Annotated in this window: 17 protein-coding genes and 1 pseudogene; 13 read left to right on the plus strand and 5 right to left on the minus strand. The window is 71.1% G+C overall.

What is annotated here, in order from left to right:
- Positions 1 to 262: 262 nt before the first annotated feature.
- The 3 genes from QE381_RS00725 to QE381_RS00735 all read right to left on the minus strand — a co-directional run bounded on the left by QE381_RS00725 (position 263) and on the right by QE381_RS00735 (position 3,384).
- The gene (locus QE381_RS00725; protein ID WP_307214602.1) at positions 263 to 1,918 is read right to left on the minus strand and encodes a Mur ligase family protein; all 1,656 of its coding nucleotides are present in this window, start codon (positions 1,916 to 1,918) and stop codon (positions 263 to 265) included.
- Positions 1,919 to 1,980: 62 nt separating this feature from the next.
- Positions 1,981 to 2,667, minus strand: a complete 687-nt coding sequence (locus QE381_RS00730) for a YcnI family protein (RefSeq protein WP_307214603.1) — start codon at positions 2,665 to 2,667, stop codon at positions 1,981 to 1,983.
- 108 nt (positions 2,668 to 2,775) lie between these two features.
- Entirely contained in the window at positions 2,776 to 3,384 is a 609-nt protein-coding gene (locus tag QE381_RS00735) for a hypothetical protein (RefSeq protein WP_307214604.1), read from the minus strand.
- A 56-nt stretch (positions 3,385 to 3,440) separates the two neighbouring features.
- Here QE381_RS00735 and QE381_RS00740 point away from each other — a divergent pair, with 56 nt between their 5' ends.
- Positions 3,441 to 4,757 (plus strand): RIP metalloprotease, encoded by a 1,317-nt coding sequence (locus QE381_RS00740; RefSeq protein WP_307214606.1) that lies wholly within the window; start codon positions 3,441 to 3,443, stop codon positions 4,755 to 4,757.
- Positions 4,758 to 4,785: 28 nt separating this feature from the next.
- On the opposite strand, the gene QE381_RS00745 is transcribed toward QE381_RS00740, so the two are convergent.
- Positions 4,786 to 6,690: a chorismate-binding protein gene (locus QE381_RS00745; RefSeq protein ID WP_307214607.1), complete on the minus strand. Its 1,905-nt coding sequence runs from the start codon at positions 6,688 to 6,690 to the stop codon at positions 4,786 to 4,788.
- A gap of 220 nt (positions 6,691 to 6,910) precedes the next feature.
- Between QE381_RS00745 and ispG the strand changes: the two genes are divergently transcribed.
- The 12 genes and pseudogenes from ispG to rbfA all read left to right on the plus strand — a co-directional run bounded on the left by ispG (position 6,911) and on the right by rbfA (position 22,754).
- Entirely contained in the window at positions 6,911 to 8,041 is a 1,131-nt protein-coding gene (gene ispG, locus QE381_RS00750; protein ID WP_307220355.1) for a flavodoxin-dependent (E)-4-hydroxy-3-methylbut-2-enyl-diphosphate synthase, read from the plus strand.
- Between the two features lie 317 nt (positions 8,042 to 8,358).
- Positions 8,359 to 8,895, plus strand: a complete 537-nt coding sequence (locus tag QE381_RS00755) for an RNA polymerase sigma factor (RefSeq protein WP_307214608.1) — start codon at positions 8,359 to 8,361, stop codon at positions 8,893 to 8,895.
- Positions 8,892 to 10,061, plus strand: coding sequence for a hypothetical protein (locus QE381_RS00760; protein WP_307214609.1), 1,170 nt, complete (start codon positions 8,892 to 8,894; stop codon positions 10,059 to 10,061). The genes QE381_RS00755 and QE381_RS00760 overlap by 4 nt, the downstream gene beginning before the upstream one ends.
- 43 nt (positions 10,062 to 10,104) lie before the next feature.
- Positions 10,105 to 11,862: a proline--tRNA ligase gene (locus QE381_RS00765; RefSeq protein WP_307214610.1), complete on the plus strand. Its 1,758-nt coding sequence runs from the start codon at positions 10,105 to 10,107 to the stop codon at positions 11,860 to 11,862.
- 146 nt (positions 11,863 to 12,008) lie between these two features.
- Complete coding sequence (locus QE381_RS00770) at positions 12,009 to 12,968, plus strand: alpha/beta hydrolase (protein WP_307214611.1); 960 nt, start codon at positions 12,009 to 12,011, stop codon at positions 12,966 to 12,968.
- 69 nt (positions 12,969 to 13,037) lie between these two features.
- Positions 13,038 to 14,063, plus strand: a complete 1,026-nt coding sequence (locus QE381_RS00775; protein ID WP_307214612.1) for a helix-turn-helix domain-containing protein — start codon at positions 13,038 to 13,040, stop codon at positions 14,061 to 14,063.
- Positions 14,064 to 14,190: 127 nt separating this feature from the next.
- Complete coding sequence (locus tag QE381_RS00780; RefSeq protein WP_307214613.1) at positions 14,191 to 15,246, plus strand: alpha/beta fold hydrolase; 1,056 nt, start codon at positions 14,191 to 14,193, stop codon at positions 15,244 to 15,246.
- 178 nt (positions 15,247 to 15,424) lie between these two features.
- Positions 15,425 to 17,870: pseudogene (locus QE381_RS00785) on the plus strand (glycogen/starch/alpha-glucan phosphorylase).
- 284 nt (positions 17,871 to 18,154) lie between these two features.
- The gene (gene nusA, locus QE381_RS00790) at positions 18,155 to 19,141 is read left to right on the plus strand and encodes a transcription termination factor NusA (protein ID WP_307214614.1); all 987 of its coding nucleotides are present in this window, start codon (positions 18,155 to 18,157) and stop codon (positions 19,139 to 19,141) included.
- Between the two features lie 48 nt (positions 19,142 to 19,189).
- On the plus strand, positions 19,190 to 19,462 hold the full coding sequence (locus QE381_RS00795; protein WP_307214615.1) for a YlxR family protein: 273 nt from the start codon (positions 19,190 to 19,192) through the stop codon (positions 19,460 to 19,462).
- A 59-nt stretch (positions 19,463 to 19,521) separates the two neighbouring features.
- Entirely contained in the window at positions 19,522 to 22,296 is a 2,775-nt protein-coding gene (infB, locus tag QE381_RS00800) for a translation initiation factor IF-2 (protein WP_307214617.1), read from the plus strand.
- A gap of 26 nt (positions 22,297 to 22,322) precedes the next feature.
- A complete protein-coding gene (gene rbfA / locus QE381_RS00805) occupies positions 22,323 to 22,754 on the plus strand; it encodes a 30S ribosome-binding factor RbfA (protein ID WP_307214618.1) in 432 nt (143 codons plus the stop codon).
- 57 nt (positions 22,755 to 22,811) lie between these two features.
- On the opposite strand, the gene QE381_RS00810 is transcribed toward rbfA, so the two are convergent.
- Positions 22,812 to 23,444, minus strand: a complete 633-nt coding sequence (locus tag QE381_RS00810) for a helix-turn-helix domain-containing protein (RefSeq protein WP_307214620.1) — start codon at positions 23,442 to 23,444, stop codon at positions 22,812 to 22,814.
- Positions 23,445 to 23,511: the final 67 nt, after the last annotated feature.

Raw genomic sequence — 23,511 nt, forward strand, 5'->3', positions numbered from 1 at the left:
ACGTCGACGGCTGCGTGGAACATCGCCTCGTCGATCCACTCGGGAACCATGAGCATCATCGTCGCAGTCCCACTGCGACGTGTCTCTCGCCGCCGTGAACGCATCCATGTCGTCCGCCCGCCACACACCTTCCAGCGGTGGCGCCACGTAGTCGCGGCCGAGCTCGCGTCTGCTCGCGGACCTCAGCGCTTGACGTCGATCTTCTCGGCCGCGCAGCTCCTCCGCTCGCCCCGTCTCCGAGACAGCTGCCCGGGCATCGCGCCTAGCGGGACGGGCGCGTCGGGTCGGAATCGGGCGTCGCGTCGACCGGGTAGGGCACGGGCCAGTGCGGCTCCGGGACCGGCCATCCGGCGTCACGGAGGGCGCGCCGGGCCAGCTCGCGCGCCGAGTAGGGCGTGCGGACCCCGCGGATGTCGCGGTAGTCCTGGTGCCCGGGCCCGCACCACAGGATCGCGTCACCCTCGCCGACGAGTGCCACGGCCTCGCGGATCGCCCGTTCGGGCGGCGAGAGCTCGAGGATCTCCGCATCCGGTCGTGCACGGCGCGCGCCCTCGAGGAGGGTCGCGCGGATGGCGTCCGGGTCCTCGTGGCGGGGGTGGTGATCGGTGATCACGAGGATGTCGCTGCCCTCGACGCCGGTGCGGCCCATGTCGTGGCGCTTGGTCGCGTCGCGGTCGCCGTCGGCGCCGAACAGGAACAGCACGCGACCGGGCGTCACGCGCCGTACCGCGGCCAGCGTCTTCTCGAACGCATCCGGAGAGTGCCCGAAGTCGACGTAGACGGCCGGGCCCCGCTCGCCCGACACGAGCTGCGTGCGGCCGGGGAGATAGGCGTCGATGCGCCCGCCGTCGAGCGCGTCGGCGAGCCGCTCCCAGGCGTACCCGGCCTCGAGGAGCATGACGATCGCGAGTCCCGCGTTCGCCGCCATGTGGCGGCCGATCACGGGAACCGTCGTCTCCAACCGCCCGGCCGGGCCACTGAGCGAGAACCGGGTGCCGTCCTGCCGTTCCTCGATGATCTCGACGGTCCAGTCGGCGCCCGCGGCATCGTCCGCGTTCGCCGTGATGGCCGGCGTCGCGATCGTGGTGTGCGGAACTTCGCAGCGCGCGACGACCTCGCGCCCGGCGGGGGAGTCGAGGCAGATGACGGCGCGCCGCGACCGGTCGGGACGGAACAGCGGGAGCTTCGCCTCCAGATACTCGGTCATGTCGGCGTAGTCGTCGAGATGATCGTGGGTGAGGTTGGTGAAGGCCGCGACGTCGAAGACGAGGCCGTCGACACGCCGCCGGCTCAGCGCCTGTGCGCTGACCTCGACGGCGACCGCCTCGACACCGCGTTCGCGCATGAGCGCGAGGAGCGCATGGAACTCGCTCGCCTCCGGCGTCGTGAGCCGCGACACGATGACCTGCCCGGCGATGTGGCGTTCCGCCGTGGAGGAGAGGCCGGTGACGACCCCGAGCTGGTTCAGCATCCCCTCCAGCAGGTGGGACACGCTCGTCTTGCCGTTCGTGCCCGTCGTGCCGAGCAGGAGGGGCAGATCGTCGTCCGGGCCGGTCCCGTAGACCCAGGCCGACAGCGCGCCGAGGTGGGCGCGCGGCTCGTCGATGACGAGCACCGGGAGACCGGATGCCGCGGCGCGCTCGGCGCCGTCCTCGTCCGTGATGATGGCGACGGCTCCGCGGGCGGCGGCGTCGGCGGCGAACTCCGCGCCGTGGCGGTGGAGCCCGGGCAGGGCGACGAAGGTCTCACCGGCGCGCAGGTCGCCGGTGGCCAGCGTGATGCCGCTGATCGTGACGTCCTCGAACGCGCCGATCGTGCGGGCGCCGGCGAGGCGCGCGAGTTCCGCGAGGCTCCGTCTCGGCGGGTTCGACGGCCGGAGGACGGGCGGCAGGGCGGCGGAGGCATCGGGTGTCGACATGGGCTTCCATTCAAGCAGACGGCAGGGCCCCGGCCGCTGCGGCCGGGACCCCGCCCACTGCGTCAGCGGCGAGCGCGGCGCAGCGCGACGATGCCCGTGACCAGTCCGGCGAGCCCCGCGGCGAGGCCGCCGGCGCCCAGCCAGACGCCGGTGGTGCCGGTGCCGGTGCCGTCCGCCGCGGGCGCGGCCATGGCATGCGCGTTGTGGTCGCCGTCGCCGTCGCCGTCGTCATCGCCGGAGTCCGCGACGGCGGCGCCGACCTTGACCGACGGCGCCGGGGTGTCCAGCGACTCCGGGTCCTGACCGTCCGCGGGGATCTGCGTCCAGTCCGTCTCGCCCTGGACGCAGGACTGCACGACGGGGAACGACAGCGTCTTTCCGGCCGCATCCTTGCTGTACTTGACCGACAGGTCGAACGCGACCCGCAGGCCCGTCTGGACCGGCTGGTCCGCCGTGTAGGTCACGTTCTGCACGAGCCCGTCGCCGTTGGCCCGAGTGACCTTCACCTGCCAGCCCGGCGTCACGGTGGGCGTGACGGAGTCGAGCCCCGCGGGCATGTCGATCGAGATCGCGGTCGTGGGGGACTCCTTGCAGCCGTGGCTGAAGGCGAAGGTGACGAGGCCGTAGCCGCCGGCGGCGGGATCGCCCTGCGGCGTCGCCGTCACGTGGGCGCTCGCTGCCAGGGGTGCGGCGATGACGAGCCCGGCGGCGAGGATGCCGGCGGCCAGGGTGCGGGTGGATGTCTTCATGGATGTCTTCTCTCTCTCGGGCTGGGGCGCCGACGCGCCGCAGCATCCGTCGCGCGGGCGCGCGACGGCGAACGCACCGCCGGGGGCCGGCGGCACGGGGGCGTCCGGTCAGGACGCGGTGGGGAGAGAGCGAAGCGGCGGTCCGCGTCGCCGGAGGACGGCGGTCCAGACCGCATCGGCGCCGTCCAGTCTGAGGGCGGTCGCGGGTCGCGGTGCGGCGATCGGCGACCGGTGCGCCACGTCGACCCGCCGCGCCGCCAGGCGCACGCCGCGCCGGACGACGCCCACGGCGCGCCGTCCGAAGCCGAGCACCACGAAGGCGAGCAGCGCCGCGATCGCGTGCGCCGTCAGCATCCTGCCGTCCGGGAGCGAGAGCGACGTTCCCGCGGGGCCCAGCACCAGCTCCGCGTGGTGGTGAGCACCGCCGCCCGCGACGGGCTCGGCGCCCGCGGTGAGGGCGAACCCGACGTGCAGGATCGACTGCGCCACCACCGAGCCGAGCAGCAGGCCCGGCAGGCCGAGCCGGGACGCTGCGAGCAGCGTCGCCGCCGGCCACGCCAGCAGTCCTGCGGCGATCACCAGCAGGAGGTCGGGCGGCAGGCCGCCGCCGACCGAGTGCGAGACGGCTGCCAGCAGCACAGCGACGCCGCTCGAGACGCCACCGCGCAGCGCTCGACGCTGCCGCCCCGACAGGGGGCGAGCGGCGGGGGAGGGCATGGAACGAGGGTACCGGCACACGGCTCGTTCAAAGCGATCATCGGTAGCGTGGGACGGTGACCGTCATCGCCTTCGTCATCGGCATCGTCGTGCTCGTGGTCGGGCTCGCGGTCTCCATCGCGCTCCACGAGGTCGGGCATCTGGTGCCCGCGAAGCGTTTCGGGGTGCGCGTCGGCCAGTACATGATCGGCTTCGGCCCGACCCTCTTCTCGCGGCGCTACGGCGAGACCCAGTACGGCGTCAAGGCGCTCCCGCTCGGCGGCTACATCTCGATGGCGGGGATGTACCCGCCGTCGAGTCAGCACGGCGAGGCGGTCGCGGTGGCGGCGGGCGAGGAGGCCGCACGGGCGGCGGGCAACGCGCCGGGCCGGTTCTTCGCGACGATGGTGCAGGATGCGCGTCTCGCGAACGACGAGACCGTGATCGGCGCCGACGACGACCGGGTGTTCTATCGGCTCCCGGTGTACAAGCGCGTCATCATCATGCTCGGCGGCCCGCTCATGAACCTGCTGCTGGCGATCGTGCTCTTCACGATCGTGCTGTGCGGGTTCGGCGTCCAGACCGCGACGACGACGATCTCGAGCCTCAGCACGTGTGTGCCCACGAGCACGACCTCGACGGACTGCTCGAGCACGACGACGCCGGCCGCGCAGGCCGGCCTCCAGCCGGGCGACCGCATCCTCTCCATCGACGGCACCGCGGTGTCGACCTTCGCCGATGCGTCCGCGATCATCCAGGCCTCGCCCGGCCGGCAGCTGAGCGTCGTGGTCGAGCGCGGCGGCTCCGAGCAGACGCTTCGCCTCACCCCCGCCGCGGTCGACGCGGCGAGCACCGGATCGGGAGCGACGACGCAGGTCGGCTTCGTCGGCATCCGCCCGGTCTCCGAGCGGGAGCGGCAGCCGATCTGGGCGGGCGCCGAGGCGGCCTTCCAGAACGTCGGCGCGGTCGCGGGCATCATGGTCCAGTTGCCGGTGAAGGTCTACGACACGGCGGTGTCGCTGTTCACGGGCGCGGAGAGGGACCCGAACGGACCGATGAGCGTCGTGGGCGCCGGTGTGATCGCCGGCGACGTGGCGGCCTCCGACGCGCCGGTCCTCGACCGGCTCGCGTTCATCCTCGGGCTCCTCGGATCCCTGAACATCGCCCTGTTCGTGTTCAACCTGATCCCGCTCCTGCCGCTCGACGGCGGGCACGTCGTCGTCGCCCTGTGGGACGGGGTCAAGCGCGCGGTCGCAAAGCTCCGAGGCACCGTCGCGAAGCCCGTCGACGCGACGAAGCTCGTGCCGGTCACGTTCGTCGTCGTCATCGCGCTGATCGTGATGGGCGGCATCCTGATCGTCGCCGACCTCGTCAACCCGATCTCGCTGTTCTGACCCCCGCGGCGGTCTGACCCCGCGGCGCTCAGACCGCCGCGGGCGTCAGCGCGTGGGCCACGAGGCGCTCGAGGGTCGCCATCCCGTCGCGGGAGAGGATCGACTCGAGGTGGCCCTGCACGGAGGCGAACCCGACCCCGCGCAGCGCGTAGACATCGCCCGTGACCGGGTCGGCCGAGACCTCGGCCGGTCCGACACGCGTCGTCCCTGCCGGAACCCGTGCCGTGAAGGTGTTGTAGAAGCCGATGGAGGCCGGCTCACCGAACACGTCCACCGTCTTCTGGAGCCCCTGGTGCGGTCGATCGAGCGGCACGAGCGCGATCCCCAGCCGATCGCTGAGGATCTGGTGGCTCAGGCACACGGCCAGGATCGGGCGTCCGGTGGACATCCGATCGTCGACGACGGCGCGCATCCGCTGCATGCGCGCCGACCCGGGGTCTCGCGGATCGCCGGGGCCGGGCCCGGACACCACCAGGTCGGCTGCGGCGAGCGCCTCCGCCGTGGCATCGGCCCACGGCACGACGGCCACCTCGAGCCCGAGGTGACGCAGTTGGTGCGCCAGCATCGTCGTGAAGCGGTCCTCGGCATCGACCACCACGGCCGTGCGGCCCGCGAACGGCCCCTCCCGGTGCGCGTCCTGCGGCGTGAGCCAGAACGCGGCGAGCCGGTCGTTGCGGGATGCGAGGAGGGCCGCGACGCCGGGATCCTCGGCCAGCGGCCGCGGCGTCGGGGCCGGCTCGTCCGGGTCGTCCTCGCGCACCGGGGCCTCGTCGCGGGGCACCGCCCCGATCGCGCCGAGGACGCCGGCGGCCTTGCCGTGGGTCTCGCTCACCTCGCCCATCGGGTCGGAGTGGCGCACGAGCGTCGCGCCCACCGGCACCCGCAGCCGACCCTCCACGAGGTAGGCGGTGCGGATGAGGATGGGGGCGTCGAGGTCGTGGCCGCCCCCCTCGTTCGGAGTGAACAGCGCCGCGACGCCGGAGTAGTAGCCGCGGGGGGTGCGTTCGTGCCGAGCGATGACGGTGCACGCGTTCTGCATGGGGGAGCCGGTCACCGTCGGGGCGAACATCGTCTCGCGGAGGATGTCGCGCGGGTCCATCGCGGAATGCCCCTCGAGCTCGTACTCGGTGTGGGTGAGCCGCGACATCTCCTTGAGGTGCGGGCCCGTGATGCGCCCGCCGTCGCTGCAGACGGCGCTCATCATCTTGAGCTCCTCGTCGACGACCATGAACAGCTCCTCCGTCTCCTTCGTGGAGGAGAGGAACTCGGACAGCGTCTCGACCGTGGCCCCGCCGGTGGGATGACGGAAGGTGCCGGAGATCGGGTTCATGGACACGATCCCGCCGGTGGCGCCCACGTGCGCCTCGGGGCTCGCACCGACCGCGACGTGCCCGTCGGTGACGACGACGAAGGTCCAGTACGCGCCCTTCTCATGCTCGAGGAGCGCACGGAACCAGGTGAGCGCAGCGGTGCGGGCGGGCGCGTCGACGGTCGCCGTGAAGTCGCGGCGGATGACGAAGTTCGCGCCCTCGCCTCGACCGATCTCGTCCGCGATGACGGTGCGCACGATGTCGGCGTAGGCGTCGTCGCTCACGTCGAACCCGGCGTCGCGGAGGGGGATCTGCATGCCGGGGAGCGCGCCGATCACCTCGGCGCGCGGCAGCCGTCGGTGCTCGGTCACGACCAGGCAGCGCAGCGGCGCGTCGTCGTCGTGGCAGACGAAGCCGCGCTCGCGCACCTGGCGGAACGGCACGAGGGCGAGCACCTCGCGAGCCGAGCCGGCCGCATCCGTGAGCGGGATGTCGGCCAGCAGCTCGACGTCGACCACGTCACCCGTGAGCACCTCGACCCAGCCGGTCTCACGGGCGATGAGCGCGAAGGGCTCATCGCCGAGCTCGAGGGCGGTCAACAGGGCGGAGGCGGTGCCGGTCATGATCGGTCTTTCGTCGAGGAGCGGCCGCCGCAACGCAGAAGACCGCCCATTCGGAGGGAGAGGGCGGTCTGTGTCGCACACACACCGCCTCAGGCGGTGTGCCACCAGGAGCGGTTCGCGAGCATGCGCCGAAATTACCACATGCGCGCGGGCTCGGCCTCGCAGCGCCCACCCGGCCGCGGACGCGTACGCTGGTGGCGTGCCAGCAGTGAACCTCGGGATGCCCGCCGTCCCTCACACCCTCGCTCCGCGACGCAAGAGCCGGCAGATCCGGGTCGGGAAGGTCCTGGTGGGCGGTGACGCCCCCATCAGCGTGCAGTCGATGGCCACCACCAAGACCACCGATATCAACGCGACCCTCCAGCAGATCGCCGAGCTCACCGCATCCGGATGCGAGATCGTGCGTGTCGCGGTGCCGAGCCAGGACGACGCGGACGTGCTGCACATCATCGCGAAGAAGAGCCAGATCCCGGTCATCGCCGACATCCACTTCCAGCCGAAGTACGTCTTCCAGGCGATCGACGCGGGGTGTGCGGCCGTGCGCGTGAACCCGGGGAACATCCGTCAGTTCGATGACAAGGTCGGCGAGATCGCGAAGGCCGCCAAGGACGCGGGCGTCTCGCTCCGCATCGGCGTCAACGCCGGCTCGCTGGACAAGCGGCTGCTGCAGAAGTACGGCAAGGCGACGCCGGAGGCGCTCGCCGAGAGCGCCCGATGGGAGGCGTCGCTGTTTGAGGAGCACGACTTCCACGACTTCAAGATCTCGGTCAAGCACAACGACCCGGTGATCATGGTGCAGGCGTACCGGCTGCTGGCCGCGATGGGCGACTGGCCGCTGCATCTGGGCGTGACCGAGGCGGGCCCCGCGTTCCAGGGCACGATCAAGTCGGCGACGGCGTTCGGCATCCTGCTCGGCGAGGGGATCGGCGACACGATCCGCGTCTCGCTCTCCGCGCCGCCGGCCGAGGAGGTCAAGGTCGGGCATCAGATCCTCCAGTCCCTCAACCTGCGCGAGCGCAAGCTGGAGATCGTGTCCTGTCCCTCGTGCGGCCGCGCGCAGGTCGACGTGTACTCGCTGGCCGACAGCGTCACCGAGGGACTCAAGGACATGACAGTGCCGCTGCGCGTCGCCGTCATGGGCTGTGTCGTGAACGGTCCCGGTGAGGCGCGCGAGGCCGACCTCGGCGTTGCGAGCGGCAACGGCAAGGGCCAGATCTTCGTGAAGGGGGAGGTCGTCAAGACCGTCCCCGAGGCGGAGATCGTGCAGACGCTCATCGAGGAGGCCAACCGCATCGCCGCCGAGATGGGCCCCGATGCGCCGCTGGGCACCGCGCAGGTCGTCACCGCCTGACCGCGGTCGGGCACGCGCCGCGCCGGCCGCGGTACGTGTCGCGCGGTGGCTGCGGCCCACGCGGGCACGCCTGCTGCCCTCCCGCTGACTGCTGCCCTCCCGACGCCTGCTGGCTGCTGATCGGCCAACGCTGACTCCCGCTCGCCGCTCGGTCACGCGATCGCGCCGATTTCGTGCAGCTCGCGCGTGTATTGGCGCTGCGCTTGCACGAAATCGGCGCGAATAGGCTCGGGGCTCGGGGCTCGGGGCTCGGGGCTCGGTGCACGGGTGAACGGACTTGGCGTGAACCGATCCGGCGATGCCGGACACTACAGAGTGTGGGAGACGATGATGCCGCGCTGTGGGCGCGGGTGCGTGCGGGGGACGAGTCCGCGCTGGGGGCGCTGTTCGACCGCTACGAGTCGAGGCTGTTCCGGCACGCGTGCCGACTGCTGAGCGAGCGTGAGGACGCGAAGGACGCGGTCGCCATCGCGTTCTTCGAGCTGTGGCGACGACGCTCGTCCGTGCGCGTCGTCGACGGCTCGCCGCTGCCGTGGCTGCTGGTCACGCTCGCCAATGCCTGCCGCAACCTGGAACGTTCGGCACGGCGGTATCGGGCGCTCCTGCACCGGACGCCGGCAGCCGGCGAGGTCCCTGCCCCGTCCGCCGGCGACGAGACGGGCGTCATGGCAGCGCTCGCCCAGCTGCCGGCGGCGGAGCGCAGCGTGGTGGTGCTCGTCGTCCTCGAGGGCTACGCCGAACGGGAGACGGCCGAAGCGCTCGGCATCCCTGCAGGAACCGTGAAGTCGCGGCTCGCACGTGCCAAGTCGCGGCTGCGCGAGGAGATGACGGCGATGGAGGAGTCATGGGCGTGAACGACACTCCGCTCTCGCAGCGAGAGCGCGACGAGCTCCGGCAGACGGTGACCGCCGGCGCGGCGCGGATGAGGCGCTCCCGCACGCGACGAATCCAGGCGCTCTCCGGAGCGGCCGCCGTGGTGCTCGTGGGCGCGGTGGTGACCGCCGTCACGCTCGGGACGCTGATGCCGGCCGCCTCACCGATCACGACCGCGAGTCCCGTGCCTTCCGCCTCGCACACGCCGTCCCCGACGCCGTCCTCGACGCCGAGCGCCTCCCCGACCTCGACCCCGACGACGGCACGCTCCCTCTTCGACGGCGACTGCGGCGCCATGATCGGCGCCGACGTGCTGACAGCGGAGTTCGGGGTCGCGATGCCCGTGCAGCCGAAGCTCTGGCAGAGCCCGCAGGACGCGCTCGCCGGAGGCCTGGAGTGCGTCTGGTGGGATGGCGCGTCGTACGCGACGCCGTCGCTGACCGTCTACGCCTATCCGGCGTCGTCCGATGCGCCGGAGTCCGCGTTGACGTGCACTGTCGGCGGCGCGTACACCTCGTGCAGCGAAACCTTCGTCCAGGGCGGCGTCTGGGTCTCGGCCTCGGCATCGGCATCCGCTGCAGCGCTGACACAGGACGGAATGCAGCGGCTGATCGACGCGCTCGCGCTGTCGGTGTCAGCCGCCTCGCCGCCGCGGGCAGCGGAGCGGGCGGTCGGCTGGTGGCCGCTTCCGACGTGCGACGAGCTAGCCACGGTGACGCCGCTCGGGGACATCAATGCGACGATGCGGGGTTCTAGCGCGTCCACCGACGACAGCCAGACCACGGAGGCGACGCCCGAACGGGCAACCGCGCCCTATGAGACCAGCTGCCTCATCGATGCCGACGCCATCTTCCCGCCCAGCGGCGAGCTCATCACGACGCAGGCAAGGGTGGAGGTCGTCCCGGGCGGTGGTCAGTACTTCGATCAGATCACGACGAGCCAGGGAGCGGAGCAGATCCAGATCCCGGGTGTGCCGCAGGCAGTGCTCGCCAGCGACAATGCACGCTGGGAGGGATACGCGCCCGCGCTCGTGGTCCGCGACGGACCGAACGTGATCGTCTTCCGCGGGAACATCGGGCTCGAGGCGCGCGCGCTCGCACCGCTCGCGGCACCGTACCTCGCGTTCCTCGACGCGCAGCTGCCCTGAGGGCGTCCGTGGGCGCGCCGCGGCATCCGTAGACTTGTGCCTCGTGGTCACACGTCTGTCGAACTTCTTCCTCCGCACGCTCCGCGAAGACCCGGCGGGCGCCGAGGTCGCCAGCCACAAGCTGCTGATCCGCGCCGGCTACATCCGCCCGCAGGCGGCGGGCATCTTCGCGTGGCTCCCGCTCGGGCTGCGCGTGAAGGCGAAGATCGAGACCGTGATCCGCGAGGAGATGGCCGCCGCCGGCGCGCAGGAGGTGCATTTCCCGGCGCTCATGCCGCGCGAGGCGTACGAGGCAACGGGGCGCTGGGAGGAGTACGGCGACCTCCTGTTCCGTCTCCAGGACCGCAAGGGCGGCGACTACCTGCTCGCGCCCACGCACGAGGAGGCGTTCACGCTTCTCGTGAAGGACCTCTACTCGTCCTACAAGGACCTGCCGCTGACGATCTACCAGATCCAGGACAAGTACCGCGACGAGGCCCGGCCGCGCGCCGGGCTCCTGCGCGGACGCGAGTTCACGATGAAGGATGCGTACTCCTTCGACGCGAGCGACGCCGGGCTCGAGGCGAGCTACCAGGCGCAGCGCGACGCGTACGAGCGCATCTTCCAGCGGCTGGGCCTCGAGTACGTGATCGTCCAGGCCGACGCGGGAGCCATGGGCGGCTCACGGAGCGAGGAGTTCCTGCACCCCACCCCGGTCGGGGAGGACACGTTCGTGCGCTCGGCCGGCGGGTACGCCGCCAACGTCGAGGCCTACACGACGACGGCACCCGAGCCGATCCCGTTCGACGGACTCCCCGCACCCGTCGTCTTCGACAGCCCCGACACGCCCACGATCGAGACGCTCGTCGCCCACGCGAACGCGACCCTCGACGGTGAGTACACGGCAGCCGACACCCTGAAGAACGTCGTTCTCGCCCTCACCCATCTCGACGGTACGCGCGAGCTCGTCGTGGTGGGCGTCCCGGGCGATCGCGAGATCGACGACAAGCGTGTCGAGGTCGCCTTCGCCCCCGCCACGGTCGAGCCCGCGAACGAGGCCGATTTCGCCAGGCACCCGCTGCTCGTGAAGGGCTACATCGGGCCCTGGTCGCCCGAGGGCGCGATCCTCGGCGAGGAGTCCGCCACCGGCATCCGCTACCTGCTGGACCCGCGCGTCGCGCCGGGCACCCGTTGGATCAGCGGCGCGAACATCGATCAGAAGCACGTCCACTCGCTCGTCGCCGGCCGCGACTTCGACGCCGACGGCTACGTGGAAGCGGCGAGCGTGCGCGAGGGCGACCCGGCCCCGGACGGCTCGGGCCCGGTGACGCTCGCCCGCGGCATGGAGATCGGTCACGTCTTCCAGCTCGGCCGCAAGTACGCCGAGGCGCTCGGCCTGAAGGTGCTCGACGAGAACGGCAGGCTCGTGACCGTCACCATGGGCTCCTACGGCATCGGCGTCACACGCATCCTCGCGATCATCGCCGAGCTGAACAACGACGACAAGGGCTTGATCTGGCCGTCCTCGGTGTCGCCCTTCGACGTGCACGTCATCGCCACCGGCAAGGATGACGTCGCCTACGGCCTCGCGGAGCAGCTCGCGGCCGACCTCGAGGCGACCGGGCTCGACGTGCTGTACGACGACCGTCCCAAGGTCTCTCCGGGGGTCAAGTTCGGCGACGCCGAGCTCGTCGGCGTTCCCCGGATCGTCATCGTGGGACGAGGCGCCGCGGCCGGCGAGGTCGAGCTCTGGGACCGCCGCAGCGGCGACCGAGAGACCCTCTCCGTCGCAGCGGCGGTTGCCCGACTCCGCACGCGGTGACCCGGACGGCCACGCGCCGCTGACGAACGCCGCGTCCGAGCTCCGGATGCGGCCGTCCCGCACGATGCGTCGGCCCCCGCCCTCGCTCGAGGGGGTGACACGCGCGTCGCGACTCGGGCCGGGGCGCGCTGTGCGCACAATGAGGGATGACCCTCGAGCGGATCGATCCCGAGCTGCGCGCAGCGCTCGCGATCGTGGGCGGCTCCTTCCCTCCGACGATCACCCCGGAGCTGGTGCCGTTCATGCGGCGCTCCTACGCCTCGGGGCCGAGGGAGGAGCTGCTCGCGGAGCGTGCCGTCGACGTGCGCGATCTCTCGTTCGCCGCGGCCGACGGCGTGGCGCTCGGCGCATCGATCGTCTCGCCGCGCGGGACGGACGAGCGGACGGCGCTCGCCGGCATCCTGGCCTTCCACTCGGGCGGCCTCATGTTCGGCGACCGCTTCAGCGGAATGGATGTGATGCTCTCGATGGTCGAGGAGCTCGGTCTGCGACTGATCACGATCGACTATCGCCTCGCTCCCGAGCATCCCTATCCCGTCCCGGCCGAGGACTGCTACGCCGCGCTGGAGTGGGTCGTGCACGCCGCCGCCGAGCTCGGCGTCGATCCGCGGCGGCTGCTGATCTGCGGGGCGAGCGCGGGGGCGGGGCTGGCCGCGGCCGTCGCACTGCTGGCGCGCGACCGCGACGGCCCGCGGTGCGCGGGTCTTCTCCTGGACTACCCGATGCTCGATGACCGGTGCGCGACCGCGTCGATGGGGCAGTTCGACGGCGTCGGCGTGTGGGACCGGGTGAGCAACATGACGGGATGGCGCGCGTACCTCGGCGAACGCGCCGGCACCGACGAGGTGCCCGTCTCGGCGGCTCCGGGCAGGGCGGAAGACCTCCGGGGGCTCCCGCCGACGTATCTCGACGTCGGCACGGCGGAGGTGTTCCGCGACGAGACGGTCGCGTTCGCGGCGCGCCTGTGGGCGGCGGGGGTCCCGACAGAGCTCCACGTCTGGCCGGGCGCCTTCCACGCGTGCGACATCTTCGCCCCGCACACCACGATCGCCCGCGCAATGATCCGGACGCGTCGCGAATGGGTGGAGCGCATGCTCGTGGGCTGAGAAGCGCGGAGAAGGAGCACCCGGTCGCGGCGGCGAAGGGCCATAATGAGACGGCGCGAAGGAGGGCGGATGCAAGAGTTGCTGGGCCGTCTCGGGGCACTCGATCCCGAAGCTCGACAGAGTCTCCGCGTGATCGCCTGCTTCGATGAGCTCATGAGCGGCAACGTGCCCACGCGCGCTCTGCTCGCCGCTGCGGCCGCCCTCTGCGGCGGCGTCGTGGGTGCCCAGTACGAGGGCCGCGTGGAGCGGATCGATCGCCGTGGCGACCGGCTGGGGCCGGACGTCGGCGTCTCCCGCCGCTGCGTCCACGATCTGGACGGGCTGCGCGTGTGGGTGGAGGGCGAGGCTCCGGCGCATGCGAACGATGCGCTCGTGCTCGAACGGCTCGCGCTCGCGATCCGCGTGCGGGTCGACCCGTTCTCCGAGGGGGCGCGCCGTCGTGATCTGGCCGTCGTCCTGGATGCCGAGGTCGCCGAGGGCGAGCGGCTGGCCGCGGCGGCCCGCCTGCTCCTGCCGACGGATGCGCGCTTCCGCGTCGTCGTGGCACCGCTGTTCACCGCGTGGGAACGGCACCCGCAGGGCATCGAGGACGTCGTCGCCACCCCGGCCGGTCCCGTGCACGTCGCGGTGATCGGCGAGTCCGTGCCGGAGCCCGCGGGCGCGCCCGTCGGCATCGGCGTCGCGGCGTCCGTCGCGGAGCTCCCGGTCTCGTACCGCACCGCGCTGGTGGCGGTACGGCTCCACGACGGGCGCTCCGCGGCACCGGTGCGCGCGGATGACCTCGGCGGCCTGGCCGTCATGCTCGCGGAGCAGTTCGAACGCGGCCTCGCCGGTCCGGATCAGGAACGCGTGTCGCGGGTCGCGGCGCACAGCTGGGGGGAGAGCACCCTGGATGCGCTCGTGCGCACGACCTCTCTCCGCGAGGCCGCGCGCGATCTCGGGATCCACCCCAGCACGCTGTCGGCGCGCGTCGAGTCGATCGTGGCCACGCTCGGCTTCGACCCGCTCACGGGGCTGGGACGCACCCGGCTCGGGACGGCGTTCCTGCTGTGGCGGCTTCGCCAGTCGCGCGTGCTGGACGTCGCCGCGCGCTGACCCCGTCGTTCGTCGGGGGAGAGCGCACGCACCTGCGATCGAGTGTCGGTGTCGTGACGCGCGCGGTGCCACCAGAGTGGGAACGACCCGACGCTCGGCCGGGTCGGACCACGAAGGAGTGGACACCATGATCGACAACCCGTATTACTCGCCCGAGGTGCACAAGGACTTCACGCTCGTCTCGATCGGACGGCTCGAGCTAGAGGAGGGTGGCGTCATCCCCGACTGCTCACTGGCGGTGCGCACCTGGGGAACCCTGAACGCGGCGAAGGACAACGCGATCCTCATCCCGACGTGGTACTCGGGAACGCACCAGATCTGGGCCGATGCCTATGTGGGGCCCGGTCACGCGCTCGATCCCGAGAAGTACTTCATCGTCTGCGTCAACCAGATCGGCAACGGCCTCTCCACGTCGCCGCACAACGCCACGGACCCGTCGGTGTCGATGTCGCGCTTTCCCCACGTGCGGATCGGCGACGACGTCGTCGCGCAAGAGCGGCTGCTGCGGGAGCACTTCGGCATCGACCGTCTCGCCCTGGTCGTCGGGGGCTCCATGGGTGCGCAGCAGACCTACGAATGGGCGGTCCGCTTCCCGGACAAGGTGCTGCGGGCGGCGCCGATCGCCGGCACGGCACGCAACACGCCCCACGACTTCCTGTTCACCGAGGCCCTCAACGAGCAGATCTGGTCCGACCCCGGCTGGAACGGAGGAGAGTACGCCTCGCACGAGGAGGTCCACGACGGCCTCGTCCGGCACGCGCACATCTGGGCGATCATGGGCTTCTCGACCGAGTTCTGGAAGCAGGAGAGGTGGGCCGCGCTCGGCTTCACCTCGAAGGAGGCGTTCCTCGGCGACTTCCTCGAGCCGTACTTCACGGCCATGGACCCGAACGACCTGCTGGCCATGGCGTGGAAGTGGCAGCGCGGCGATGTCTCGCGTCACACCGGAGGCGACCTCGCCGCCGCCCTCGGCCGGATCACCGCGGCCATGTTCGTGATGCCCATCAGCGAGGACATGTTCTTCCCGGTGCGCGACTGCGCCGCCGAGCAGTCGCTCGTCCCCGGCAGCGAGCTGCGCGTGGTGGAGGACGTGTCCGGGCACCTGGGGCTCTTCGCGATCGACTCGCAGTTCATCCCGCAGATCGATCGGCACCTCGGAGAGCTCCTCGCGATCCCGCGCTGACGTGTCCGCGCACGGGGGCGGGACGGCTCGGTCACGTGACGGGCATGTAAACCTCGCGTGGCGAGTGTCGCGCTCGTCCCCTCCGCACGGCTCGGCTCGATATCGTCGTCTCGTGCCCGAGAACGCATCCGACGCCGCTTCCGCCCTCCGTGCCACGCACCCGCTCGCCGTCGCGCCGGTGATCGCCCCACCGGCCTCGGTCGACGGCTTCGTCAAACAGTTCCTGCAGAACCTGAACTTCGATCTCGGCGTCGCCCTCTCGGCGTCCGACGTCAACGACCGCTACCTCGCCCTGGCCGGGACGGTGCGCGACTACCTCGTCGCACGCTGGCTCGACGACCAGGCACGCCAGCGCGAGCAGCAGGCCAAGACCGTCTGCTACCTCTCCGCCGAGTACCTGCTGGGCCGGCAGCTCGACAACAACCTGCTGGCCTCGCGCCTCACGGAGATCGCGACCGACGCGCTTGCGCAGTGCGGCATCGACATCGACGAGCTGCGGGCGATCGAGGTCGAGCCGGGACTCGGCAACGGCGGCCTCGGGCGGCTGGCGGCCTGCTTCCTGGACTCGCTGGCGACCATGAGCGTGCCGACGATCGGGTACGGGATCCGCTACGAGTACGGCATCTTCCGTCAGACCTTCGTCGACGGCGAGCAGGTCGAGCAGCCCGACGCCTGGCTGCGCATGGGATCGCCCTGGGACTTCCCGCACCCCGAGGCGGCGCAGACGATCTGCTTCGGCGGCCACACCGAGACCGTGACCGACGAGGGCGGCGAGATCCGCACCCGGTGGATCCCGGCGTGGAACGTCGTCGCTGTGCCCTACAACATGATGGTCCCCGGATACCACAACGGGCGCGTCAACACCCTCCGGCTCTGGCGTGCGGTCGCGACGAACGCGTTCGACCTGCGCATCTTCAACTCGGGCGACTACGAGGAGTCGGTGCGCTCGCAGACCTACGCCGAGAACATCTCCAAGGTCCTCTACCCGGAGGACTCCACGCCGCAGGGCAAGGAGCTGCGTCTGCAGCAGCAGTACTTCTTCGTCGCCGCCTCCATCGCCGACTTCGTCGACACCGTGCTGCCCGAGGACTTCGACCTGTCGCGCCTGCCGGAACGGGTCATCTTCCAGCTGAACGACACGCATCCCGTCATCGCGGTGCCCGAGCTCATGCGCGTGCTCGTCGACGAGAAGGGGATGTCGTGGGATGCGGCGTGGCAGATCACGCAGCAGTGCTTCGCCTACACCTGCCACACCCTTCTCCCGGAGGCGCTCGAGGTGTGGCCGGTCGATCTCCTCGGGCGGCTGCTGCCCCGGCACCTCGAGATCATCTACCGGATCAACGACGCCTTCCTGGAGGAGGTGCGCGAGCGGTTCGGCGATGACGAGCTGCTCATCCGGAACATGTCGATCATCGGCGAGCACCCGTACCGGTCCGTGCGGATGGCCTATCTCGCCACCGTCGCCGGGTCGAAGGTCAACGGCGTCGCCGAGCTGCACTCGCAGCTGCTGCGGGACAACGTCCTCAAGGACTTCGCGCAGCTGTGGCCGGAGAAGTTCACGAACGTCACCAACGGCGTCACGCCCCGGCGATTCCTGAGACTGGCGAACCCCGAGCTGTCCGCGCTGATCACGGAGGCGCTGGGCGCAGGCTGGACCGTCGACCTCGAGCGGCTGCGGGGACTCGAGGCGCTCGCCGAGGACGCCGAGTTCCGCGAGCGGTTCGCGGCCGTGAAGGTGGCGAACAAGCGCCGCCTCGACGCGGTTCTGCGTGCCCGCGGCGGCCGCGGCATCGACGAGACCCACCTGCTCGACGTCATGATCAAGCGGCTCCACGAGTACAAGCGGCAGATGCTCAAGGTCCTGCACGTCGTGAGCCTCTACGAGGGCGTGGTGTCCGGGCGAACGCCCGTGACGGATCTGCAGCCCCGCACGGTGCTGTTCGGCGCGAAGGCGGCACCCGGCTACGCGATGGCCAAGCGGATCATCCACCTCATCAACGCCGTCGGCGAGGTCGTCAACAACGGATGAGCGGCTCGAGGGGCGGCTCACCGTGCTGTTCCCGGAGAACTACAACGTCACGCTCGCCGAGCGCATCATCCCCGCGGCCGACCTCTCGGAGCAGATCTCGCTTGCCGGCAAGGAGGCTTCCGGGACCGGGAACATGAAGCTCGCGCTCAACGGCGCGCTCACGATCGGCACGGACGACGGCGCCAACGTCGAGATCCGCCAGCTCGTGGGCGACGACGACTTCTTCCTGTTCGGCATGACCGAGCCCGAGGTCGAGGCGCGATGGGCGGCGGGCTACCGTCCCGCCGAGCTCTACCAGTCGGACGAGCGTCTGCGCCGTGCCATGGATCTCATCGCCTCCGGCGCGTTCTCGGGCGGTGACCGCTCCGTGTTCGAGCCGATCGTCTCGAACCTGCTGTACGACGACCGCTTCATGGTCCTCGGCGACTTCGCGGCCTACGTCCAGGCTCAGGAGCGTGTGGATGCCGCCTACGCCGACCTCGACGGCTGGACGCGTTCGGCGATCCTCAACGTCGCCCGATGCGGGTTCTTCTCCTCGGACCGTGCCGTGCGCGACTACCTCGACCGCATCTGGCACGCCTGGCCGACCCGCTGAGCGATAATCCCTTCCGCCCCGGGCGTGCGTGCTCCCTCGGCGAGGCCGTAGTCCGTGTCGTTGGCGTACCGAACGATGTCGGCGAGACGAGCGAGCCGATCTGCGTGCCGCGTCCGGTCGACGACGAGAAGCTCTCCATCGAGCGCGCTTCCTCTCCTCGCCTGAGGTCGCGGGGACGACCTCTCCAGGCGCGAGGAGTATAACCGTCGTGCCTCATCGGGTAACGTATGTGGGATGCCGGGACGAGCGGTCGCGTCCCGCAAGAACTGAAGAGGGAGGCCACTGTGGACATCGATCTCGGACTGCTTCGCACTGTCGAGCGCGAGAAGGAGATCCCCTTCGAAGAGCTCGTCGCGATCATCGAGCAGGCGATCATCACCGCGTACGCGAAGCACACGTCGCCCGACGGGGAGCTTCCCCAGGGGGCGCGGGCCAAGCTCGACGTCAAGACCGGCCACGTGGCCGTCTTCGTGCCTCTCCTGGACGACGAGGGCCTCGTCATCGGCGAGGAGGAGTCGACGCCGGAGGGCTTCGGACGCATCGCCGCCTTCGCGGCCAAGCAGGTCATCAGCCAGCGGCTGCGCGACATCGCCGACGACGCCGTCCTGGGCGAGTTCCGCGGCAAGGAGGGCGACATCGTCGCCGGCATCATCCAGCAGGGTCCCAACCCGCGCATGGTGCACGTCGACCTCGGCTCCGTCGAGGCGATCCTGCCTCCGGAGGAGCAGGTGCCGGGCGAGGAGTACCGGCACGGCTCCCGCATCCGGGTGTACGTCACGTCCGTGTCGAAGGGCACGAAGGGGCCGTCGATCACTGTCTCCCGCACGCATCCTGGCCTCGTGCGCAAGCTCTTCGCGCTCGAGGTCCCCGAGATCGCGAGCGGCGTCGTCGAGATCGTGTCGCTCGCGCGCGAGGCCGGGCACCGCACCAAGATGGCGGTCCGCACCGCGGACCCCGCCATCAACGCGAAGGGTGCGTGCATCGGCGAGCTCGGACGTCGCGTGCGCGCGGTGACGGAGGAGCTCGGCGGCGAGAAGATCGACATCGTCGACTTCAACCCCGAGCTCGCGGCCTTCGTCGCGAACGCCCTCTCGCCCGCGAAGGTGACCTCGAGCTTCGTCCTCGACCCCAAGATCAAGGCCGTGCGCGCTCTCGTGCCCGACTACCAGCTCTCGCTCGCGATCGGCAAGGAGGGGCAGAACGCCCGCCTCGCAGCCAAGCTCACGGGCGCGAAGATCGACATCCAGCCGGATTCCGTGCTCGAGGACTGATCGCGGCACGGGACGGTCGCGTCCGGAGAGACGCGACGAGGGGGTAAGATGGAACCCGTACGAACGTGCGTCGGATGTCGCACGCGTGCTCCCCGATCCGACCTCCTCAGGGTGGTCGCGCGCGAATCCCACCTCGTCATCGACGAGAGGGCCGTGCTCCCGGGGAGGGGCGCGTGGGTCCACCCGACGAGCGAGTGCCTGAGCGCCGCCTTGCGACGACGAGCTTTCGTGCGGGCATTGCGTGTGTCGGGTCCCCTCGACACGCAGACCATCGAGAAACGGCTGAACGGCTATGGACAAGAAGTGAACGGCTCGAAATGAGACCCGTCCGCGACTGATCGGTCTGCCCTGTCCTGGGTAGGCCCGGAGACAGGAGAATTGTGGCAAACCCACGTGTGCACGAGATCGCTTCCGAGCTCGGCGTCGACAGCAAGGTCGCGCTCGCGAAGCTGAAGGAGCTCGGCGAGTACGTCAAGAGCCCGTCGTCGACGATCGCGCCCCCGGTGGCGCGTAAGCTCCGGCAGGCGCTCGAGGCAGAGGGCGGAGCGAAGACCGCCGACAAGCCGGCTGCGCCGGCCCCCCGTCCTGCCGGTCGACCCGGCCCCGCGCGTCCCGCGGCGCCCAGCGCCAAGCCCGGCCCCGCAGCGGCGCCCGCACCCGCAGCGCCTGCGGCGGCTCCCGCCGCAGCGGCACCCGCCGCGACCCCCGGCCCGGCACGTCCGGCCGCCCAGGCGCCCGCTCCCGCTCCCGCCCCTGCGGCGCAGGAGAAGGCCGCCGGCCCGCAGGCACCGACCCCCGCAGCGCCCTCGGCCACGCCGGGTGCGACCCCGCAGGCGCCGCGTCCGGGCGGCGCGCCGCGTCCGGGCAACAACCCGTTCGCGAGCGCCCAGGGCATGGGTCAGCGCCCGGCCGGGCCGCGTCCGGGCAACAACCCGTTCGCGAGCGCCCAGGGCATGGGGCAGCGCCCCACCCCGGGCAACATCCCTCGTCCGCAGGCTCCGCGCCCGGGTTCCCCGCGTCCGGGCGCACCGCGTCCCGGTGGCGCGGGTCGTCCCGGTGGCGGCGGTCGTCCGGGAGCGCCGTTCCAGCAGCGTTCGGGCGGTCCCGGCCGTCCCGGCGGCGGCGGAGTCGGCGCACCGCGTCCCGGTGGGGCCGGTCCCGTCGCGGGTCGTCCCGGTGGCGGCCGCGGCCGCGGCCCGAACGGCGGCACGGCCGGCGCGTTCGGCAAGGGCGGCGGCAAGGCCAAGCAGCGCAAGTCGCGTCGGGCCAAGCGGCAAGAGTTCGAGATGCGGTCGGCGCCCGTCGTCGGCGGTGTGAACGTCCAGAAGGGCAACGGCGAGATCATCCGCCTGCGCCGCGGCGCCTCCATCGCCGACTTCGCCGACAAGCTCGAGGCCCTCAACGGCTACACCGTGCAGCCGGGAACGCTCGTGACGATCCTCTTCAACCTCGGTGAGATGGCGACGGCGACCGAGTCGCTCGACGAGGCCACCTTCGAGGTGCTGGGCGCGGAGCTCGGCTACAAGATCCAGATGGTCTCGCCCGAGGACGAGGACAAGGAGCTCCTGGAGGGCTTCGGTCTCGACCTCGAGAAGGAGCTGGAGGAGGAGAGCGAGGACGACCTCGAGATCCGTCCGCCGGTCGTGACCGTCATGGGTCACGTCGACCACGGTAAGACGCGACTGCTCGACGCGATCCGACAGACCAACGTCGTCGCCGGCGAGGCGGGTGGCATCACCCAGCACATCGGTGCGTACCAGGTCTGGACGGAGCACGACGGCATCGAGCGCGCCATCACGTTCATCGACACCCCCGGTCACGAGGCGTTCACCGCCATGCGTGCCCGTGGCGCGCAGGTGACCGACATCGCGATCCTCGTGGTCGCGGCCGACGACGGCATCATGCCGCAGACGGTGGAGGCGCTGAACCACGCCCAGGCGGCGAACGTCCCCATCGTGGTCGCCGTCAACAAGGTCGACAAGCCCGAGGCGAACCCCGCCAAGGTGCGTCAGCAGCTCACCGAGTACGGCCTGGTGGCGGAGGAGTACGGCGGCGACGTCATGTTCGTCGACGTCTCGGCCCGCCAGGGAACCGGCATCCAGGACCTGCTGGATGCGGTGCTCCTCACCGCGGACGCCGGGCTCGACCTCACGGCGAACCCGAACAAGGCGGCGCGTGGTGTGGCCATCGAGGCCAAGCTGGACAAGGGCCGCGGATCCGTCGCGACCGTGCTCATCCAGTCCGGAACGCTCCGGGTCGGCGACGCGATCGTCGCCGGCACCGCCTACGGCCGTGTCCGCGCGATGATCGACGAGAACGGCGACGCCGTCGACGAGGCCGCGCCCTCGCGTCCGGTCCAGGTGCAGGGTCTGAACTCGGTGCCGCGCGCCGGCGACACCTTCATCGTGACCGAGGAGGACCGTACGGCCCGCCAGATCGCGGAGAAGCGCGAGGCGGCGGAGCGCAACGCGCAGCTGGCGAAGGCCCGCAAGCGGATCTCGCTGGAGGACTTCACCCGCGCGCTCGAAGAGGGCAAGGTCGAGTCGCTCAACCTCATCATCAAGGGCGACGTGTCGGGTGCCGTCGAGGCGCTCGAGGAGTCGCTGCTCAAGATCGAGGTGGACGACAGCGTCCAGCTGCGGATCATCCACCGCGGTGTGGGTGCGATCACCGAGTCCGACGTCAACCTCGCCTCGATCGACAACGCGATCGTGATCGGCTTCAACGTCCGCCCGGACGCCAAGGCCCGCGAGCGGGCGTCGCGCGAGGGCGTCGACATCCGCTTCTACTCGGTCATCTACAACGCGATCGACGACGTCGAGCAGTCGCTCACGGGCATGCTCAAGCCGGAGTTCGAAGAGGTGCAGTCGGGTGTCGCCGAGATCCGCGAGGTGTTCCGCTCCTCGAAGTTCGGCAACATCGCGGGTGTCATCGTCCGCAGCGGCACGATCACGCGCAACGCGAAGGCGCGGGTCATCCGCGACGGTGTCGTGATCGCCGATGGCCTGGCCATCGAGTCGCTGCGCCGGTTCAAGGACGACGTCACCGAGGTGCGCACCGACTTCGAGGCCGGTATCGGCCTCGGCAAGTACAACGACATCCAGGTCGGTGACGAGATCGAGACGACCGAGATGGTCGAGAAGCCGCGCGGCTGAGCGCAGGAACACGAAGGACGACAGACATGGCCAACGAGCGCCAGGCCCGGCTCGCCGATCGCATCAAGGTGCTGATCGCCGAGCGGCTCGAGAAGGGACTGCGTGACCCTCGCCTCGGCTTCGTGACGATCACGGATGTCCGGGTGACGGGTGACCTGCAGCACGCCTCCGTGTTCTACACGGTGCTGGGCAGCGAGCAGGAGCGCAACGACACGGCCGAGGCCCTGCGGGCCGCGACCGGGATGCTGCGCAGCGAGGTCGGACGCAGGCTCGGCGTACGGCTCACGCCGACGCTGGAGTTCATCGCCGATGGGATCCCGGAGAACGCGGGACACATCGAGGACCTCCTGCGTGAGGCGCGCGAGCGCGATGAGCAGGTCGCCGGCCTCGCCGCCTCGGCGTCGTACGCCGGGGACGCCGATCCCTACGTCAAGGCCGTGGAGGCCGACGAGGACTGACGAGCGCCGACAGAGGGGCCGCTCCGGGATTCCGGGCGGCCCCTCTGTCGTGTCCGATCAGTGCGGGGAGTGGACGATGAGCCAACGCGCGACCACGGGCTCGTTCGACGTGTTGTGCAGGCGGTGCGGCCGGGAGCAGGGGTAGCTGATCGCGTCGCCGGCACGCAGGATGACGCGCTCGTCGTCGAAGTCGACGGTCAGCTCGCCCGACACCACCGTCCCGACCTCATAGCCCTCGTGGCGGAAGAAGCCGGGATCGGCGTGGGCGGTGGCGCCCGGCGGATAGGTGGACTCGAAATAGTCCACCCCCGGCGTCGCGATGGGGGAGATGCGGCGGAAGGTCACGCCGTCGTCGAGGACGATCGCATCCTCGTGCTCCGCACGGCGCAGGCCGAAGCTCTCGGGGGTCGCGGACGCCCTGCCCTCCGAGGGGTCGAAGACCGAGGTCAGCGGCACGTCCAGCTCGTCCGTGATGGCGATCAGTCGCGAGACGCTCGGCTGCATGACCCCGCGCTCGATCTGCGAGACCGCGCTCGGCGAGATGCCGAGGCGCCGCGCGAGGTCACGTGCCGACATGCCACGCGCGACACGCAGGGCACGCAGACGCTCGCCGACGGACTCGGGGCGTACGGCTCCCGGGGAGGAGGGGACATCCGGGGAGGTGTGATCGACGGTGCCCGCTCGGCTCATGACACAGATCGTATCGCGCAGAGCTGTCGCGGTCCCGTCGTCGCACGATCCTCGGGTGTGAAGGTGC

This window comes from Microbacterium sp. SORGH_AS_0888 (genome assembly GCF_030818905.1).
Lineage (GTDB): Bacteria > Actinomycetota > Actinomycetes > Actinomycetales > Microbacteriaceae > Microbacterium.